Raw genomic sequence first — 17,532 nt, 5'->3', positions numbered from 1 at the left:
AGAGTTATGGCTAACGTCACCCTGCGCAACGTCCGCAAGACCTATACCGGCGGCTTCGAGGCCATCAAGGGCGTCAACGTCGATGTCGCCGACGGACAGTTCTGCGTGCTGGTCGGCCCCTCCGGCTGCGGCAAGTCCACGCTGCTGCGCATGGTCGCGGGCCTGGAGACCGTCACCGGCGGCGAGATCGACATCGGCGGCCGTGTCGTCAACGAGATCGAGCCCGCCGATCGCGACATCGCGATGGTGTTCCAGAACTACGCGCTCTACCCGCATATGACCGTCTACAACAACATGGCCTACGGCCTGCGCAATCGCGGCATGAAGGAGGCCGAGGTCAAGTCGCGCGTCGAGGAAGCCGCGCGCGTGCTCGAGCTCACGCCGATGCTGGAACGCAAGCCGCGCCAGCTCTCCGGCGGCCAGCGCCAGCGCGTCGCGATGGGCCGCGCCATCGTGCGTCAGCCAAAAGTATTTTTGTTTGACGAGCCGCTGTCGAACCTGGATGCCAAGCTGCGAATCTCGATGCGCGTCGAGATCCGTAAGCTGCAGCGCCGGCTCAACGTCACCTCGATCTACGTCACCCACGACCAGCTCGAAGCCATGACGCTCGCCGACATCCTCGTCGTGATGAACGGCGGACAGGTCGAGCAGGTCGGCAATCCCTTGGCGATCTACGAGAAGCCGGCGACGACCTTCGTCGCCTCCTTCATCGGCGCGCCCCCGATGAACCTGATGTCGGCGCGCACCGAGGACATCACATCGCAGCTTGGCGGCAGCGCGGGCGAGGCCGGCATCCTCGGCATCCGCCCCGAAGATTTTGTGATCACCGACCAGACGCCATCAGGCGGTGTCGCGCTGGGGCTCACCGTCGAAGCCATCGAGCGCGTCGGCGCGGAGACCTTCGTGTACGGCTCGCGCGCCCAGGACGAGCAGCGCGTCGCGGCCACCCCGGGCGAGCTGCCGCCCGGCGAAGTCATCGTCCGCATCCCCGGAACCCAGGCCCCCGCCGTCGGCGCGAGGATCCGGGTCGCGGCGGTGCGCCAAAAGCTGCACCTGTTCAGCGGCGATGGGCGGACGCGGATCGAGGCCTGACCGGGTTCCAAAGGGCCGCCCGCTTCAAAGCGCGAAAACAACCCCATGCACCGTAGAAGGGGCGCTGTTTTCATTGCGATAAACCGCCCCCGCAGAGTCGACCCGCAAGCGCGCCTGCCGGCCACGCCAAACTGACAGCATTTTGTGCGATAGCAGAGCGGGCGGCGGCAAAGCGGCCCATCCACAGCACTCCCGCTACGTCCTTGAACCCACACGGGGATATGCCCATATTGCAGACCAAGGGGTGCCGCTCCCGGGCCCCGAAACACCAAAGTCGCTTCGAGAGGACTTTGTAAACTATGTCTCGTGTTCCAACGCTCTCCAGTCCCTTCCTGCTGGGCTTCGACGAGATCGAGCGCGTGCTCGATCGGGTCGTCAAAGGCGCCGACGGCTACCCTCCCTACAATATCGAGAGGTGCGGCCAAGCGGACGGCCAGCCCGAACGCTTACGGATCACGCTGGCGGTCGCCGGCTTCACCCGCGACCAACTCGATGTAACCATTGAGGAAAACCAGCTCGTCATTCGCGGACGGCAGCAGGACGACAAGACCCGGCAATACATCCATCGCGGCATTGCCGCGCGCCACTTCCAGCGTACCTTCGTGCTGGCCGAGGGGATGCTGGTGCTGGGTGCGGATCTGAAGAACGGGCTGTTGTCGATCGATCTTGCCCGGCCTGAACCGGAGAGGATCGTTAAGACAATCGCTATCAATGAGCACGAATAATGGAACGAGTAGCGGACTCGACCGCTTAGTTCTGTGAAGGAGTCGAGACCATGAGTGAAGGTCACGTTGCGTTCGAATACGAAGCCAAAGCCGTCTCGCCCGAGACGCTGGCAACCCTGGGCGAAGGTCATATCGCCTATGTGAAGCAGATCCGCTCCGAGGACGTACCGGGCCTGTTCCCCGAGGCGCCGAAGATCGCGCCGGGTCTCAAGCTTTTCGCGCTCCACGCCGCCGACGGCACGCCGATCATGCTGACCGACAGCCGCGAAGCCGCGATTGCGAATGCCTGGAGCAACGAGCTGCAGGCGGTGAGCGTGCACTGAGCGCAGGCGCGTCGCACGAATAGAGTTTCAAGCGGGCATGCCTTCGCAGGAAGGCGTGCCCGTTTGTTTTTAGATGAGCATTTTCCCAGAGTTGATTGTATTTCAGATTGGCTTGATTGAGTTGCCGGTTTCATCAGGCCTCAACCACCGTTGAACAAGTTAGGCCGACGCGCTGCTAAGCTATCCCGTTTAGCGTCGGCTACGAAAACTTAGCGGAAGAGAATTGGCGCCGTTGTTAGGCACCCGAGATTCGCTCGGCAGCAAACCCTTCATGAGTCAAAGCGGAAATCTAGCCAGGCATCGTCAACTGGGCCGGATGCGACGGAATCGATCGGGCCCACTAAACGAGGCGTCACCCTGAAGGCAGCGTCCCTGCTCAAAGCCGAATTGATGAAGGTTGCCGGCCTTTTTGCTCATAACCCCTAGGTGGACGGGTGATCGGGACACGAGCCAATCGTTCGGCGTTCGTGCGTTCTGACGCGGATATTCTTGTCGGATCATTGATTGTTGCGCCCGTCCTCGCATTTCGTCCGACGGCGGTGACATTTCTCGCTCGGCTGCATCCACACTTGGAGGACGATATATGCGTGCTTATATTCGCTCCTCCCCGGATGGCAGTTTTCTCAAATCATGATGATCCAATAATAGGACGACGTTTCGGTTGCTCTGGATGATGCCAGTCTAGCCCGAGGCAATTTTCCCGGGAGCTTTCCCTATGACCACCTAAGTCTACTTGCGCGAGTGCCTTTGAGTTACGTATACTTGATCGATTTTGACAAACTGTGGATTTTATAATGCCAGATCCTGTGACTCTGGGTTTTCTCTGTGCTTCTGCGCTTTCGCTAGCGGCCGACGGCGCGATCAAGGGGTTTGCTGGAGAAGCGGCCAAGTCGGCGTACTCTGCTCTTAAAGCAAAAATTTCGACATGGGCAGCGGACGACGTCGCTCAGTTGGAGAAATCTCCAAACTCCAATGCGCGAAAAGCGGTGCTAGCTGAATTGATCGATCAATTGCCAAGTGAAGAAAAATCAGCAATCGATCCACTTGTTAAAGCTCTTTCGGCAGCCCTTAAAACCGAACCTCTCACCGGGATTTCCATTGGGCAATTGGAAGCTTTGGAAGTAAATCTAAAGTCGATCACAGTAACCGATGGAACAGGGATCTCGATAGGAAAAGCTAAGCTTGCAGGGAATTTCAACATTGACGGCTTGAAGGTCGGCGACGCGGGAAATTCGTAACGGCAGCGGACCAGACCCCACTCGCTGCCGGTATAGGGGTTCAAGCTGGCATCATTCATGCTGGCAATGATGTGAACCTGAACGTATTTCTCAATGGCCGCGACAGAAGCCGAAGATATTCGGTTCTCTTGTCGAGGATTAGTGATCTACCAGAATTTCATAATGAAGCCTCTCGGTGTATTCGAAAGCTGGGCCTGCAACAGATAAAGCAGAAACCACGCGATCGATTCCAACCGATTGATTTAACTGCAGCTGCAAAGCTTGTTGATGAATGCGATGTTCTAGTTCTGCTCGTCGAGAGCGGAACGTTCAAACCTTACCGGGACTTTGAGCTGCTTTCGATTGCGAAAGCTCAGTATGAGCGTGCGCTCGAATTGCGTAGGCCGATTGTCGTCTTCCAGGCACTTAAGCCGGAGGGCGCGGATCACAACTTTGAGATTAAATCGGCTTCGACGGAAGCGGACTTGTTCGTAGACCGTCTGACTGAGCATCAAGAGTTTTTGAAGGTTCAAACGCCGTTTGCACTTCGCATCGCGCTTGTCGAATCTCTCTTTAGGCTTCGTACTGGCCTGCCTCTTGACGAGAGCGACAGGCTACTTGGTCACATCCCGCCTCTGCCGCGACCGTTTTTGCCTCATGGGTACGCTCTCCATAACACGGAAACGTTCTCTGGCCGCACCAAAGAAATTGCGAAGCTCGATCATTGGTCGCCGCCCGCCCCCGCAAACGAATGCACTCCCGTGCTTGTCATTCGTGCACTTGGTGGCATGGGAAAAACTGCACTCGCGTGGAGTTGGTGCAATGATCGACAAGAAACTCTCGGCTCCGACTTTGAAGGATTTATATGGTGGAGCTTCTACGAATCTGACGCCACGTTTGAGCGCTTCATCGTTCAAGCACTTTCCTACGTGTCCGCCGTCCTACCTTCTGACATATCGAAGCGAAGCGTTGAGGCAAATGCCAGAGACCTTCTAAGTCATCTTCGGCAACGCCGCTTCCTCCTCTGCCTAGACGGGTTAGAGCGCATAATGAGCGCTTACTCCGAAGATACAAGACAGCAAGAATTCGATAGCTTCTCACTTGAGGAGATCCCGTCGCAGCAAAGCCAGACTGCTCACTTCGATAGCAGACGCTTTCGAGAGTGTTTCGACCGACGTGCCGACGCATTCCTGTACGATTTGACGACATGCAACAACAGTCGAATCCTTATAACCAGTCGCCTATATCCTGCGGCATTCGAAGGGGCAGATGGCATTCATCTACGCTCAGTGAGGACCATTGATCTTGAGGGGCTCGAAAGCGACGACGCCGTATCTTTCGCGAAGAAGCTTGGGCTGAAGTTTAAGCTAGGCGAGTTCATTAAATTCGCCGAGTCAATCAAGTGGTATCCCCTCGGGATCAGAGCTTTAGCGGGCGCGGTCGTTCAAAGTAAATCGGCACAGGGCTCACTCTCTAGGTGGTTGGCCGAAAACCCTGGATTTCAACCGACACAGCTCAGCCTGGTTCAGCGACGCAATCACGTTCTATCTTACGCAACGCGCGAGTTAAAAAGCGGACCACTTTTCGTGTTATCAGCAATTGCTGCCTTTCGTTGGCCTCCCACATTCGCGATTCTACAGACAATGGTAGTCGGGCCGTCGAAGACGCTACAATCTATCTCTGAACTAGATGCAGCTCTTGAAGAGCTTGAAGATAGAGGGCTGGTTGGATGGGATATTGCGACTTACACTTTTGATGTACACCCAATAGTCCGAGGAGTCGTATGGCACCTCATAGGCGCTCTGGGGCAGCGCATTGTCATCGAAGCTCACGAGAGCTACTTCGAGCTAGACGACTCTTTTGCAGCACAAGGAATGGAGCGAAATTATCAGGATCTAGTTCAATATTACTACGTCTTGTTGGAGCTTGGGAGGCACGCCGAGGCTTTTACTTTACTCGATCAGAATTTCTTTGATGACGCCGTTTTCCGCTTAGGAATGGCGCACATCGTCATCCAAATGATGGAAGCGCTGTTCGAAACCTTGCCCGAAGGCAGTGATGCAATTTTTCTTCCCCACGATCGAGCCTATGCCGAAAATAACCTAGGCCTTGTTTATTCGCGAAGTTGCCTGAATGACTCGGCAATAAAATGGTTTGGCTCTGCCCTCGGGTCGGCGAGGATGCATGAATCGTCTGATGACCCGACCTTAATCACAAACTTAGCAGAGTCAGAATTTGCTTGCGGCAATCTATTTCGCGCTTACTCGTTAACTCTTCAGACATCAGACAAAGCCGTAAGCCAGAAAAAGCGTTCGCACAGTCTGTCCTTGTTGGGAGAGATATTGCTCCGCTTGGGATTCGTAGAGCATGCACGCGCTGCGCTGCTGCAAGCTCTGGGCGCGTTTGAATCGCGCGGGCTCGACACGGAGTCGTCAGTCGGGATCACGAGTCTAAATCTGGCGGCAACATTCTATGCAGACAATTCGCCCGATCTGAAGGCAGCGCGACGCTGGGCTGAGCATGCACTTAGAATTGCCGAGCGCAGCCGAATTTCAAGTTTACAGATTTACTCTGGAATATTCCTGGCTGAGTTGGACCAAGCCGAACTTGGCAGTGAGCTTACGCAAGAAAGGCTCTTGCAGCTACTTGAAGTCGCTCGGAAACAGCTTTTGATTGGGCCCGAATGCGAGACCATCATCGCTTTAGCGAGAACGGCCTTGAGGGCCAAACTTCCGACCCTTGCCGTCAATTATCTCCAATCGATCGAATCGATTTCTCCTGTTTATCGAATTGTCGAGCCTCGCGCGGAGCGCATGGTACTGCTTGCCCAAGCAGCTCAGATCGTAGGCGCAAAAGATCAATCAGTGGAATATGCGAGTGAGGCGATGAGGCTGGCTTGGTGCGATGGGCCTCCATTTGCGCTTATGCGGATTGTGCGCGACGCTCGGGCTATTTTGCATCGATGCGGAGTACAGAGCCCCTCTCTACCGCCCTTTGATCAGAGAATTCTGCGCCGACACTACAACATCGGCTTTGCCTTACCCCGGGAGTTATTGTCTTGAAGCCGAAGCCCTCCTCTAAGGAAAGCGGGTCCGATGACTCCTCTAACAAGACCCTTTATTGTTCATTTTGTGGTAAATCCCAACATGAAGTAAGAAAGTTGATCGCCGGCCCTACGGTCTTCATTTGCGACGAATGTGTAGATCTCTGCGGTGATATTATTCGTGAAGAGAACCGCTCTTCATTGATCGTAGATGGATCGTCGTCGCTTGATGTACACGCTTACTTGGCTAAGAAGTTTCCCTGGAATACTTCGGCAACAGAATTGTGCAGCTTGCTTGCCCGGCCGCAATCCGAACAGCGAGCCTCTAGAGCAGCGCGTATCTTGTTGTCGGGCCCGATAGGCTGCGGCGCTTCCGAGCTCATCTTGGAAGCTTGCAATCAGTTTAAGAGGCCCTTCTTCAGAATCGATGCATCGTCATTTCGGCCCTCTCAATGGCGAGGATCTCGCGACCCTTTCCGCGAACTCCTAGCCTCAGTAGACTTCAACGTCGACCTAGCGACGCACGTGGTCGTCCTACTTGAAAATATCGAATTCCTTTGTCGACCCGAACTGCAATCGACACAAGAGGAGCTTTCCTCAATATTGCGAGGGGACGAAGTATTCGTGTCTTCTACCCCCGTGACGAGGCGGACCGCCCAGACCGAAGCTATCCAGCTCTCAACAGAAGGGCTGACATTCGTGGTCACGACTACTCTACCGCTAGTGTACGAGCCGGAGCGGGGCTGGGTAAAACACAGAGCGGCTGGTTCTTTGTCCGCAGATGCCAGTCTGTCTGACCAATTGATTGCATGCGGGATATCCGCAAAGATCGTGAGCGAATTCTCTTATATCGAGCGGCTTCAACTCCCATCGCCGACACAGATCTATGAGTTCTTGACCGGCTCCGGATCCGATGCAATTGAGGGCTGCGTCAAGCGATTGTCTGAGGTGGGCATCACGGCGGAATTTTCGCCCGATGCGTTAGGAGCTATCGCTAAGCGCGTCAATGAGATGCACTTCGGTCTTAAGTCGGTCCAAGCCCTTTTATCTAGACTAACTTTGAGCGCCTCTTTTGAAACGGGCTTCAGAGATGCTTCGAAGACCATTACAATTGAGAAGGATTTTATCGAAAGATTTCTCTAAGACTCGCTAAGCTCTATGCTGCACACGGGCCTCGTGGAGCCGGCGAATGCCTCCACGAGAGCTTCCGGGCCATAACCTTGCCGGTGGCAAAATATCGCATCTCCCGGCTGCAAATAAGTCGCAGACGGCGCGGCGCGGGTTCGAACGGGAAAGGTTAAGCCGCCGTCGCCGGCGGCAGCGCCAGCACCGAATAAATCGCCTGGGCATCGCGCGAGGCGCGCAGCTTCTTGGCGATGTCCTGGTCGCGCAGCAGGCGGGCAATGCGGGCGAGGGCCTTGAGGTGATCGGCACCGGCGCCTTCGGGGGCGAGCAGCAGGAAGACGAGATCGACCGGCTGGCCGTCCATCGCTTCGAAATCGATCGGGCGGTCGAGCCGCGCAAACAGGCCAAAGATCTTTTCCAACTTGGGCAGCTTGCCGTGGGGAATGGCGACGCCGTAGCCGACCGCGGTGGTGCCGAGCTTCTCGCGCTGGAGCAGCACCTCGAACACCGAGCGCTCGTTCTGACCGGTCAGCTCGGCGGCCTTCGCCGCGAGCTCCTGGAGCGCCTGCTTCTTGCTGTTGACCTTCAATGCCGGAAGTATCGCCTCGGGGGCGACCAGATCGGTAATCGGCATGGAAGTGTTCCGAGGTGAATTAAACCGTCAGGTTCCGAATTGACCGTCTCGATTAGATCGAGCTCGGCCGGCGTCAAGAAGGTCAAGCAGAAGGGGGACTTAGCCCCGTTCTTGATGTGGGGCGCTTCTACTCCAACGCAATCCCGGTGCCAACTCCCGCGTGCGGCTTTGCCACGGTCATTGTTAAGACCTGTGGTTGATACGGGGCCGACCGGGGGCTCGGGTTTCGGCCCTAACCGCCGGCCTTGCCGTCCGGTTTCGCGCCCGGCGGGTCGATCCAGCCGACATTGCCGTCGGCCCGGCGATAGATGATGTTCACCCGGCCCGAGGAGCCATGCTGGAATACCAGGCAAGGTGCCCCGCTGAGGTCCAGTTCCATGACGGCTTCGCTGACCGAGAGCTGCTTCAGCGATGTCGTGGCCTCCGCGATGATCACGGGGTTGTAGCCGGTGACCTCGTCCTCCTCCTCCCCCTCGCCCGGGGCTTCCAGCACGTAAGCCGTCGCGTCCAGCGCGGCGAGTGCGGCGGAGGCGACATGGGCCTTGCGCGCCGAGCGGTCCTTGAGCCGGCTCTTGTAACGCTTCAGCCGCTTCTCGATCATGATCAGGGCCTGGTCGGCACTGGCATAGGCGTCCGGCGCGTTGGAATCGGCCTCCAGCGTAATTCCCGAATCAAGGTGCAGCGCGCAATCGGTGCGGAAGCCGAAGCCGTCCTTGCTCAGCGTGATGTGGCCGGAATAATTGCCGTCGAAATATTTGCGCAGGACCTCTTCAGTCCGGTCGGAAACGCGGCCGCGCAGGGCCTCGCCGACGCTGACGCTCTTGCCCGAAATCCGAAGAGTCATGTGATGCCTCGCTTGGTTTGCTCCAGGCCACGATGACGCGTCATCGCAGCCTGGTTATTCCCTGCGCATGATCTTGTCGGAAAACTTTTCCGGATCATGCGCGTGCTTGGATCGGTCGCGAATGGGGGATGAGAGTAGCGCGATTTGGCGCCAGCGCAATCAGGCCGGTTCGGTGTTGCGGGAGCGATCGGACATTGCGGTGGAGAGGACGTTACCAAGGGCGCTCTGCTTGTCACGACGGCGTTGCACCGAGGACGGGATGCGCATGGCTTCGCGGTACTTCGCGACCGTGCGGCGGGCAATATCAATGCCCGAAGCGCGCAAGCGTTCCACGATGGTATCATCCGACAGGATCGCGGACGGCTCCTCCGAATCGATCAGCTGCTTGATGTGGTGGCGCACGGCTTCGGCCGAATGCGCCTCGCCGCCGTCGGCCGAGGCGATCGAGGCCGTGAAGAAATATTTCAGCTCGAATGTGCCGCGATTTGTCGCCATGTATTTGTTGGCGGTGACGCGCGACACCGTGGATTCATGCATCTGGATGGCGTCGGCGACGGCCTTCAGATTGAGCGGCCGCAGATGCGCGACGCCGTGGGTGAAGAAGCCGTCCTGCTGGCGCACGATCTCGGTCGCAACCTTCAGGATGGTGCGGGCGCGCTGGTCGAGCGCGCGCACCAGCCAGGTGGCGTTCTGCAGCGCGTCGGTGAAGTAGGACTTGTCGCCGTCCTTGCCAATCTTCTTCGACAGCTCGGAGTAATAGGTCTGGTTGACCAGCACGCGCGGCAAGGTGTCGCTGTTGAGCTCGACATGCCAGCCGCCGTCCGGACCCGGGCGGACATAGACGTCGGGCACCATGGTCTGGAGCCGCGCCGAGCCGAACTTCATGCCGGGCTTGGGATTGAGCCTTCGGATCTCGCCGATCATATCGGCGATGTCCTCGTCGTCGACGCCGCAGAGCTTGCGCAAGCTCGCGATGTCGCGCTTGGCGAGGACGTCGAGATGCTCGACCAGCGCCTGCATTGCGGGATCGTAGCGGTCGAGCTCGCGCAGCTGGATCGCCAGGCATTCGCTCAAGGACCGCGCGCAGACGCCGGGCGGATCGAATTTTTGCAGTACGGCAAGGACGTCCTCGACGTCCTTTTGCGATGCGCCGAGACGCTCGGCGGCTCCGCCGAGATCGGGCGGCAGATAGCCGGCCTCGTCGACGAGGTCGATCAGATACTGGCCGATCATGCGCTGCGCGGCGCCGGTGAAGGCGACCGAGAGCTGCTCGGCGAGATGGTCCGACAACGTTGTCTCGGCCGCGACAAAAGCCTCGAGATTGTAGTCTTCGTCACCGGAGGCACCGCCGCCCCATTCGGTGTAGGTGGTCGGCGCCGCGTCCTGGGCGTTGCGCGCGGCCGCCTCGGCCGGTTCCTCGGAGAAGACGTTGTCGAGGCCCGTGTCCAGGGTCTGCTCGATCTCGGCGCGGGTGCCGAGATCCTTGCTCATCCATTCTTCCTGGCCGGGCTCGAACGCCTCGCCCGGGCCGCCCCCGGGCTCGTCATTGTGGCCGCCGTCGGAATCGCTGTACTGGCCGGTCTCGGCTGGGGCCTCGCCGCCGGGAGCCTCGTCATTGGCCCGCTCCAGCAGGGGGTTACGCTCGAGTTCCTCCTCCACGAAGGTCGTGAGATCGAGATTGGACAATTGCAGCAGCTTGATCGCCTGCATCAGCTGCGGCGTCATGACCAGCGACTGCGATTGTCGGAACTCTAATCTCTGCGTGAGCGCCATGAAGCAAGAACCGTTCCCAAAAAATTGGTCCGATTTTTGCTTATCCTAGTCTGAGCCCGATGTACACGTCTTGACGAAACGCAAAAACGGGCTAGAGGCGGAATTCCTCGCCAAGGTAAAGGCGGCGGACATCCGGGTCCGCAACGATCTCATCCGGGCTTCCCTCAGTCAAGATTTCACCGGCATAGACGATATAGGCACGGTCGGTGAGGCCGAGCGTCTCGCGCACATTGTGGTCGGTGATGAGCACACCGATGCCACGATTGGTGAGATGGCGGACGAGATCCTGGATGTCGCCGACCGCGATCGGATCGATGCCCGCGAAAGGCTCGTCGAGCAGCATGTAGTTCGGACGCGTGGCGAGTGCGCGCGCGATCTCGACGCGGCGACGCTCACCGCCCGACAGCGCAATCGACGGCGATTTCCGCAGGCGCGTGATGTTGAATTCGTCCAGCAGCGAGTCGAGTTGCTGCTCGCGCTTCTTGCGCGAGGGCTCGACCACTTCGAGCACGGCGCGGATGTTCTGCTCGACGGTGAGGCCGCGGAAGATCGAGGCTTCCTGCGGCAGATAGCCGATGCCGAGCCGCGCGCGCTGATACATCGGCAGCTTGGTGACGTCGTGACCATCGAGCTCGATCGCGCCGCGATCGGCCTTGATCAGGCCGGTGATCATGTAGAACACGGTGGTCTTGCCGGCACCGTTCGGGCCGAGCAGACCGACGGCTTCGCCGCGGCGCACATAGATGCTGACGCCGCGCACGACCTGGCGGCTGCCAAAACTCTTTTCCACGCTATGCACAGCCAGGAAGCCCGGCCGCTTCAGAAGCTGCGGCCCGCCGGCGCCGTTGGGCCGGACGGCGGCCCTGACCGGGTGGACCGGGGCGCGCGACGGCTCGGCCTGGTAGTCCGCGCTGTAATCCCCGCTGTAATCCCCTTGGAACTGGTCGGGCGCACGCATCGGCTGGTCTCGGGCAATCGGCGGTGCATCCCTGACGGGGCTGGGCACGAGACCGCCGACGCTACTGCCGAGGTCAGTGATGTCCTGACGCGCAAATCCTGGCCGGCCGCGCTTGGCGGGGCGCCGACGGAACATGCTGAAGAGATCGACCATCCCCGCCTTCTAGCCTTGCGCGTTCTCTTGCGCGGCATTCGCGCAATCTGCTGCACCGGCTTTGCGATTCGCCGACACAGCATGAGTGAAGGGATGTCTCATGCCCAGTGAAACACGCCCGAAAAGCGGCGGACCCCGCTTCGAAAGCCCTGCGCGCTAGATACAGCCTCACCACGCAAGCTTCAACCTCGGATCGGTCGCATCTGACGCAAGCCGTTGAGTTTCCTTTCGGAATTTACTTTTTCCCGAGTCCGGGCAGCTGCAGCGGCGAAGCTGCGCCGGGTTTGGCCGGAGCGGCTGGAGCAGCTGGAGCGGCGGGGCTGCCGGATCCGCAATCATTGCCGGCGCCCTGGGGTAGCAATACCTGCACCCGGCCGCTGTCGGATTCCACCCGCGACACGCCGGTGGTCATGTCGACCTTCAGCCGGTCGCCGCGCATCACGTTCTTGCACTGCGTCATGACCACCTGGCCCGAACCCCCGCCGAACATGGTGATGAGGTTGGTCTTGGTATCGAAGACGGCCGTCTCGCCCGTGACGACCTGGTCCTTCTGGGTCACCACGACATTGCCGTGGGCCTCGAGCCGCTTGATCGAGGAGCTGCCGCCTGGCCCCGGTGTCGCAGACTGCATCGGAGGTGCCTTCGCGCCCTTGGCCGGCGCAGGCTGCTGCGGCGTCGCCGGCTTGTCGCCGCCGCTGGACTCGTAGAACACCACGAGCGTCTTCGAGGTCATGGTGGTGTCGCCCTGGATGACCTTCACATTACCGGAGAAGGTCGCCTCCTTCTTCTTGTCGCGCATCTCGAGCGAAGCGGCTTCGATCTGGATCGGCTGATCGCGATTCTGCGAAAAGCCTTGCAGTGCGTTGGGCTGGCCCTGCACCGTGCTCTGTGCAAGCGCCGCACCGGTTGCGACAAGCGTGAACGCGGCAGCGAGTGCGGCCGCATTGATGATGGCGCTGCGCCTGCCGTCGTTGCGCGGAAAAGACGAGATCATGAAAATCACTTTGAATTGGCGGATTTGTTCTTCGATTTGGCCTGCGGCGGCGCAGGCTCGACCGGTGCGGGCTGCGCGGCGCCGTCGTCCAGCTTGTCCAGATGCATCACCACATTGCCTTCGAAACGAATGACGTCGCCGCCTTCGGTGATGCGCAAGCGATCGGCGGTCAGTGTGCCGTTGGTCAGCTTGACGTCGACGCGCTCGTCCGAGGAGACGGTGCCCTTGTTCATGTCGACGAAGGCGGAATTCAGCCGCGCCTCATAGCCGGTCGAGGTGCGCAGGAAGATGTCCTTGTGCAGATCGAGCTGCTGCTGCTTGTTGTCGAAGCGGCCGGTTTTTGCATCGAGGAACAAGGTCGATTGATCCTCCATCAGCACCTTTGCGCGCAGGTCGGCGAGATCGACATGATCGGGGTCGGTGATGTCCTGCGTCGCGGTCTTGGCCCAGAGCTCGTAGGGCCGCTGGTCCGGGGTGAAGCCGGACATATGCGGCGATTCCATCGTGATCTTGGTGCCGGTTACCACGAGATTTCCGGAGTCGAGCTTCACCGGGATCTGGAACGGATTGAGGAAGGTCGAGACCGCGACGATCGCCGCCATGGACGCAGCCACTGTCACCGGGACCGCGACGCGAAGAATCCGCACCAGACGGCTATGGCGCGCCGCGCTGGCGAACTTCGCCGCAAGCGCGGCGTCGTAGGTGGGATTCTGGGCCGAATTCACCTGTGCTCCAGGGTGTCGCTCGCCTTGTCCGGTCTATAGGCGGGCCATTGTAACCGGCGCCGCCAAGATATGCAGCCTTGGACAGGCCGCAGGAAAGTGTCCGAAACGGGGCGCTGGCCCAACCTAGCCGGCGGGTGACGGCTCAGGAATGCGCGAAAATGTCCTCTTCCTCCCAACCCTGCAGGTCGAGCAGGCAGCGGGTCGGCAGGAACTCGAAACAGGCCTTTGCCAGCTGGGAGCGGCCCTCCCGCACCAGCATGGCGTCGAGCCGCTCGCGCAGGGCGTGCAGGTGCAGCACGTCGGAGGCGGCATAGGCGAGCTGCGGCTCAGTCAGGCTGTCGGAGCCCCAGTCGCTGGATTGCTGCTGCTTGGAGAGATCGACATTGAGCACCTCGCGGACAAGGTCCTTCAGGCCATGGCGATCGGTATAGGTGCGGGTCAGGCGGGAGGCGATCTTGGTGCAGTAGATCGGCCCGGTCATGACGCCGAAGGTCTGGTACAGCACCGCGACGTCGAACCGCGCGAAATGGAAGATTTTCGTGATGGCCGGATTGGCCAGCAGCGCCTTCAGGTTCGGCGCGTCGGTGTGACCCTTGGGGATCTGCACCACGTCGGCGCTGCCGTCGCCCGGCGAGAGCTGCACCACGCAGAGCCGGTCACGGTGCGGGTTCAGCCCCATGGTCTCGGTGTCGATTGCGACCGCCGAGGTGTAGCGGGACAGGTCGGGCAAATCGCCGCGATGCAGGCGTACGGTCATGGCGTGTCAAAACCTTGGTCAAAACCTTGGGTCGAATCGATCCGTCGGCAGCATAAGTTAATCGGATTACCCGCGATGTAGCCACTGCGGGCAGGCCACGCAAGCGGGCCGTCAGATCGCGGCCAGCATGATGCAGATCATCGCGGCGACGGTGATGCGGCTGGGGCCGTCGCGGAACGCATACAGAATAGGATCGTCCGGCATCTCGCGGCGATGCGCCATCATCAAGGCCCGGCCGAACCAGTACAGCAGCAGCGGATTGAGCAGCCACAGCATCCAGGGCCGGCTGTAGAGCGGCATCACCGCGGAGGAGGAGACGTAGAGCGAGAACACCGTCACCGCGTTCATCGCGCTCGCTGCCGCCATGGCGGCGATGATCTGCAGATCGGTGACGCGATAGTCGCGGTTGGAGGGATCGGCAAGGCCGGCACTCTCGCGCATGCTGAGTTCGCTGAAGCGCTTGATCAGCGCCAGTGAGGTGAACACGAACAGCGAGAAGATCAGCAGCCATTCCGACAGCACGACGCCGACGCCGACGGCGCCGGCGATGATGCGCAGGCTGTAAAGGCCGGCGAGCGTGACGACGTCGACCAGCATCTTGCGCTTGAGGACGAGCGAATAGGCGATCGTGGTGGCGAGATAAGCGCCGAGCACGCCGAGGAACAAAGGCGAGATCAAGAGGGAGGCAGCGACCGCGAACAGCCACAGGGCAGGGATCGCGAGCAGCGCGGACGAGATCTTGAGATCGCCGGCCGCGAGCGCGCGATGGCACTTGGTCGGATGCTGCCGGTCCGCGGCGAGATCGAGCAGATCGTTCATCAGATAGGCGCCCGAGGCACAGGCCGAGAACGCCATGAACGCCAGCAGCGCATAGCCGAGCGTCGGCCAGTTCATCTGATGCGCGGTGATCGCTGGCACGAACACCAGCGTGTTCTTGGCGTATTGATAGACGCGCAGCGCCTTCGCCCAGGTTTTCAGGCCGGCACTGTTGCGCGCGCGGCTGTCGATGCGGTCGATGGCGGCGCGATCGAACGGCAGGGCGTTGCCGGCCGCGAGATCAACCGGCGTCACAACGCCGTCGAAGCCGAGATGCGCGGCAATGCCCGCCGCGTGATCCGCAAAGCGCCCCGCGACGAGATAGATCTTTGCGTCCCGCGCCCGCGCTGCCAGGGCCTGGTTCAGCACATCGGTGTCATAGGGCAGGTGCGCGTAGTCGATCTCGGCCCGCGCCAGCACGTCGGTGAGCGCCGCCATGCCGGCCCGTCCGCCCGCGCCGAACCGGGCCAGCATCAGGGCGGGCCTGGAGAACAGCGCCTCCATCAACAGCTGGGAGCGCAGCAGGGCGCCTTCGAGATCGATCACGAGCGTCCGCGCAGCCGCCACCGTCGCCGACGGTGCGGGCGCGCCAGAATCGGTGCTCCAGGCAGGCTGCTCCATCCGAAAACGCTCTATTGACCGCAACACGACCGGCCCCAAGGGGCTGAGAGGACCGGGGAGCAGGGAAATGGACGGACGCGAGCCTAGCGGGCATTCGCTAAGGGCGGCTTAATCGGGGGCAAAAAGCGGCAGCCGCTGAGGTGGAGCTCACTCGGATTAGTGCGGAATTGCTGCGGATTCGAGTTGCCGCGGCCGGCAAGTCCACACTGTTGCACGGATCCCACAATACGGGGCGAGCACGATTTTCCGGCGGGAACTTGCGCCATGCGTCCGGTGAAAATCGTACCGGCCCACCCCATCTGTGGCCGACCCCTCACCACGAATGAGTCTCATGTCCGAACAAACGCTCGCTGCGCCAATCGACGATCAACCGCAAATCCAGCGCGGCTTTACGCGCTACCAGTCACTCCTCGTCGCGCTGCTCGCGTTCACGCAGTTCACGATCATCCTCGACTTCATCATCATGTCGCCGCTCGGCGCCATCCTGATGCCCGCGCTCGACATCACGACCGGGCAATTTGGCGTCGCGGTGTCGGCCTACGCGTTCAGCGCGGGGCTCTCGGGCATTTTGGCCGCCGGTTTTGCCGATCGCTTCGACCGCAAGCGGCTGCTGCTGTTCTTCTATGTCGGTTTCACGCTCGGCACGCTGCTCTGCGCAATGGCACAGAACTACCATGTGCTGTTGATCGGCCGGATCGTGACCGGATTGTTCGGCGGCGTGATCGGCTCGGTGGTGCTGGCCATCGTCACCGATCTGTTCGCACTGCATTTGCGCGGCCGCGTGATGGGCTTCATCCAGACCGCGTTCGCCGCGAGCCAGGTGCTCGGCATTCCCGCCGGGCTTTATCTCGCCAACCATTGGAGCTGGCACGTCTGCTTCATCGCGATCGTCGGGCTGTCGATCGTGACGATCGCCGTCGTCGGGCTCGTCATGGAGCCGGTGGACGCGCATCTGAAGCTGAAGCAGGACAAAAATCCGTTCCACCATCTGGTCGCAACCGTCGGTGAGCCGCGCTACACGCTCGCGTTTGCGGTCACGACGCTGCTGGCGACCGGCGGCTATATGCTGATGCCGTATTCCAGCGCCTTCACCGTGAACAATATCGGCATCGACATGGCGCATCTGCCGACGATCTATCTGGTCTCCGGCCTGTTCAGCATCGTCACGGGGCCGCTGGTCGGCCGCGCCAGCGACGCCTTCGGCAAATATCCGACCTTCGTGTTCGGCTGCGCGATGACGGTCGTCATGGTGCTAATCTACACCCATCTCGGCCACGTCTCGCTGGTGACCGCGATCGCCGTCAACGTGCTGCTGTTCGTCGGCATCTTCTCGCGCATGATCCCGTCGCAGGCGCTGATCTCGGCGATCCCCGACCAGAGCCAGCGCGGCTCTTTCAGCGCGGTCAGCGCCTCGCTGCAGCAGCTCTCCGGCGGACTAGGCTCGGTGCTCGCCGCCGCGATCATCTCGCAACAGCCCGACGGCTCGCTGCTGCATTTCGAGCGGATCGGCTACGTCGTCGTCACCACGACGATCATCACGCTGGTGGCGATGTATTTCGTGCAGAAGGAGGTGGCGGAGCGGGCGGGGAGGCGCGTGGTTTGAAGGGATCGCCAGCAACGGCCGCGGCGACGCGGTGATCGCCGCTGGCGAAAGGTCGGCGAACGCCTCAATCTCTTCTCCAGATGCTTCCGTATAAAAACAGCATGGTCCAGCCCGCCGAAATCGGCCGGC

At 60.4% G+C, this 17,532-nt stretch carries 15 protein-coding genes; 7 read left to right on the top strand and 8 right to left on the bottom strand.

Features of this window, described 5'->3' with window-relative positions; translation table 11 throughout:
- The first annotated feature begins 6 nt into the window (after positions 1-6).
- The 6 genes from HYH08_RS26165 to HYH08_RS26140 all read left to right on the top strand — a co-directional run bounded on the left by HYH08_RS26165 (position 7) and on the right by HYH08_RS26140 (position 7,543).
- Complete coding sequence (locus tag HYH08_RS26165) at positions 7-1,092, top strand: sn-glycerol-3-phosphate import ATP-binding protein UgpC (protein ID WP_220012711.1); 1,086 nt, start codon at positions 7-9, stop codon at positions 1,090-1,092.
- Between the two features lie 299 nt (positions 1,093-1,391).
- Positions 1,392-1,817: an Hsp20 family protein gene (locus HYH08_RS26160; RefSeq protein WP_008141238.1), complete on the top strand. Its 426-nt coding sequence runs from the start codon at positions 1,392-1,394 to the stop codon at positions 1,815-1,817.
- A gap of 50 nt (positions 1,818-1,867) precedes the next feature.
- A complete protein-coding gene (locus HYH08_RS26155; protein WP_100178644.1) occupies positions 1,868-2,140 on the top strand; it encodes a BQ00720 family protein in 273 nt (90 codons plus the stop codon).
- Between the two features lie 794 nt (positions 2,141-2,934).
- Positions 2,935-3,378 carry a Het-E N-terminal domain-containing protein gene (locus HYH08_RS26150; protein ID WP_220012710.1) on the top strand — a complete coding sequence of 148 codons (444 nt, stop codon included), beginning with the start codon at positions 2,935-2,937 and terminating at the stop codon, positions 3,376-3,378.
- 71 nt (positions 3,379-3,449) lie between these two features.
- Positions 3,450-6,419, top strand: coding sequence for an NB-ARC domain-containing protein (locus tag HYH08_RS26145; protein ID WP_220012709.1), 2,970 nt, complete (start codon positions 3,450-3,452; stop codon positions 6,417-6,419).
- Entirely contained in the window at positions 6,416-7,543 is a 1,128-nt protein-coding gene (locus HYH08_RS26140) for a ClpX C4-type zinc finger protein (protein WP_220012708.1), read from the top strand. Before HYH08_RS26145 ends, HYH08_RS26140 begins: the two co-directional genes overlap by 4 nt.
- Positions 7,544-7,697: 154 nt before the next feature.
- On the opposite strand, the gene ptsN is transcribed toward HYH08_RS26140, so the two are convergent.
- The 8 genes from ptsN to HYH08_RS26100 all read right to left on the bottom strand — a co-directional run bounded on the left by ptsN (position 7,698) and on the right by HYH08_RS26100 (position 15,800).
- Positions 7,698-8,159: a PTS IIA-like nitrogen regulatory protein PtsN gene (ptsN, locus tag HYH08_RS26135; protein ID WP_008141251.1), complete on the bottom strand. Its 462-nt coding sequence runs from the start codon at positions 8,157-8,159 to the stop codon at positions 7,698-7,700.
- Between the two features lie 232 nt (positions 8,160-8,391).
- On the bottom strand, positions 8,392-9,003 hold the full coding sequence (gene hpf, locus HYH08_RS26130) for a ribosome hibernation-promoting factor, HPF/YfiA family (RefSeq protein WP_220012707.1): 612 nt from the start codon (positions 9,001-9,003) through the stop codon (positions 8,392-8,394).
- A 159-nt stretch (positions 9,004-9,162) separates the two neighbouring features.
- Entirely contained in the window at positions 9,163-10,776 is a 1,614-nt protein-coding gene (gene rpoN / locus HYH08_RS26125; protein ID WP_220012706.1) for an RNA polymerase factor sigma-54, read from the bottom strand.
- A 91-nt stretch (positions 10,777-10,867) separates the two neighbouring features.
- Entirely contained in the window at positions 10,868-11,887 is a 1,020-nt protein-coding gene (gene lptB, locus HYH08_RS26120; protein ID WP_220012705.1) for an LPS export ABC transporter ATP-binding protein, read from the bottom strand.
- Between the two features lie 235 nt (positions 11,888-12,122).
- Positions 12,123-12,881 (bottom strand): LptA/OstA family protein, encoded by a 759-nt coding sequence (locus HYH08_RS26115; RefSeq protein ID WP_220012704.1) that lies wholly within the window; start codon positions 12,879-12,881, stop codon positions 12,123-12,125.
- A 5-nt stretch (positions 12,882-12,886) separates the two neighbouring features.
- On the bottom strand, positions 12,887-13,606 hold the full coding sequence (gene lptC / locus HYH08_RS26110; RefSeq protein ID WP_220012703.1) for an LPS export ABC transporter periplasmic protein LptC: 720 nt from the start codon (positions 13,604-13,606) through the stop codon (positions 12,887-12,889).
- Between the two features lie 142 nt (positions 13,607-13,748).
- Positions 13,749-14,363: a ribonuclease D gene (locus HYH08_RS26105; protein WP_220012702.1), complete on the bottom strand. Its 615-nt coding sequence runs from the start codon at positions 14,361-14,363 to the stop codon at positions 13,749-13,751.
- A 111-nt stretch (positions 14,364-14,474) separates the two neighbouring features.
- Positions 14,475-15,800: a UbiA family prenyltransferase gene (locus HYH08_RS26100; protein WP_220012701.1), complete on the bottom strand. Its 1,326-nt coding sequence runs from the start codon at positions 15,798-15,800 to the stop codon at positions 14,475-14,477.
- A 331-nt stretch (positions 15,801-16,131) separates the two neighbouring features.
- On the opposite strand from HYH08_RS26100, the gene HYH08_RS26095 reads away from it, so the two are divergent.
- Positions 16,132-17,403, top strand: a complete 1,272-nt coding sequence (locus HYH08_RS26095) for an MFS transporter (protein WP_220012700.1) — start codon at positions 16,132-16,134, stop codon at positions 17,401-17,403.
- The last annotated feature ends 129 nt before the right edge of the window (positions 17,404-17,532 follow it).

It is taken from the genome of Bradyrhizobium sp. BR 10289, assembly GCF_019455385.1.
GTDB lineage: Bacteria > Pseudomonadota > Alphaproteobacteria > Rhizobiales > Xanthobacteraceae > Bradyrhizobium.
Note: the sequence above shows the minus strand (reverse complement) of the source record. Positions and strands in the feature narration are given on the sequence as shown.

What these genes read in the sequence shown, in the direction of transcription:
- HYH08_RS26165 (WP_220012711.1), top strand. Translation starts at nt 7, where the DNA reads ATGGCTAACGTCACCCTGCGCAACGTCCGCAAGACCTATACCGGCGGC.
- HYH08_RS26160 (WP_008141238.1), top strand. Translation starts at nt 1,392, where the DNA reads ATGTCTCGTGTTCCAACGCTCTCCAGTCCCTTCCTGCTGGGCTTCGAC.
- HYH08_RS26155 (WP_100178644.1), top strand. Translation starts at nt 1,868, where the DNA reads ATGAGTGAAGGTCACGTTGCGTTCGAATACGAAGCCAAAGCCGTCTCG.
- HYH08_RS26150 (WP_220012710.1), top strand. Translation starts at nt 2,935, where the DNA reads ATGCCAGATCCTGTGACTCTGGGTTTTCTCTGTGCTTCTGCGCTTTCG.
- ptsN (WP_008141251.1), bottom strand. Translation starts at nt 8,159, where the DNA reads ATGCCGATTACCGATCTGGTCGCCCCCGAGGCGATACTTCCGGCATTG.
- hpf (WP_220012707.1), bottom strand. Translation starts at nt 9,003, where the DNA reads ATGACTCTTCGGATTTCGGGCAAGAGCGTCAGCGTCGGCGAGGCCCTG.
- rpoN (WP_220012706.1), bottom strand. Translation starts at nt 10,776, where the DNA reads ATGGCGCTCACGCAGAGATTAGAGTTCCGACAATCGCAGTCGCTGGTC.
- lptB (WP_220012705.1), bottom strand. Translation starts at nt 11,887, where the DNA reads ATGGTCGATCTCTTCAGCATGTTCCGTCGGCGCCCCGCCAAGCGCGGC.
- HYH08_RS26115 (WP_220012704.1), bottom strand. Translation starts at nt 12,881, where the DNA reads ATGATCTCGTCTTTTCCGCGCAACGACGGCAGGCGCAGCGCCATCATC.
- HYH08_RS26105 (WP_220012702.1), bottom strand. Translation starts at nt 14,363, where the DNA reads ATGACCGTACGCCTGCATCGCGGCGATTTGCCCGACCTGTCCCGCTAC.
- HYH08_RS26100 (WP_220012701.1), bottom strand. Translation starts at nt 15,800, where the DNA reads ATGGAGCAGCCTGCCTGGAGCACCGATTCTGGCGCGCCCGCACCGTCG.
- HYH08_RS26095 (WP_220012700.1), top strand. Translation starts at nt 16,132, where the DNA reads ATGTCCGAACAAACGCTCGCTGCGCCAATCGACGATCAACCGCAAATC.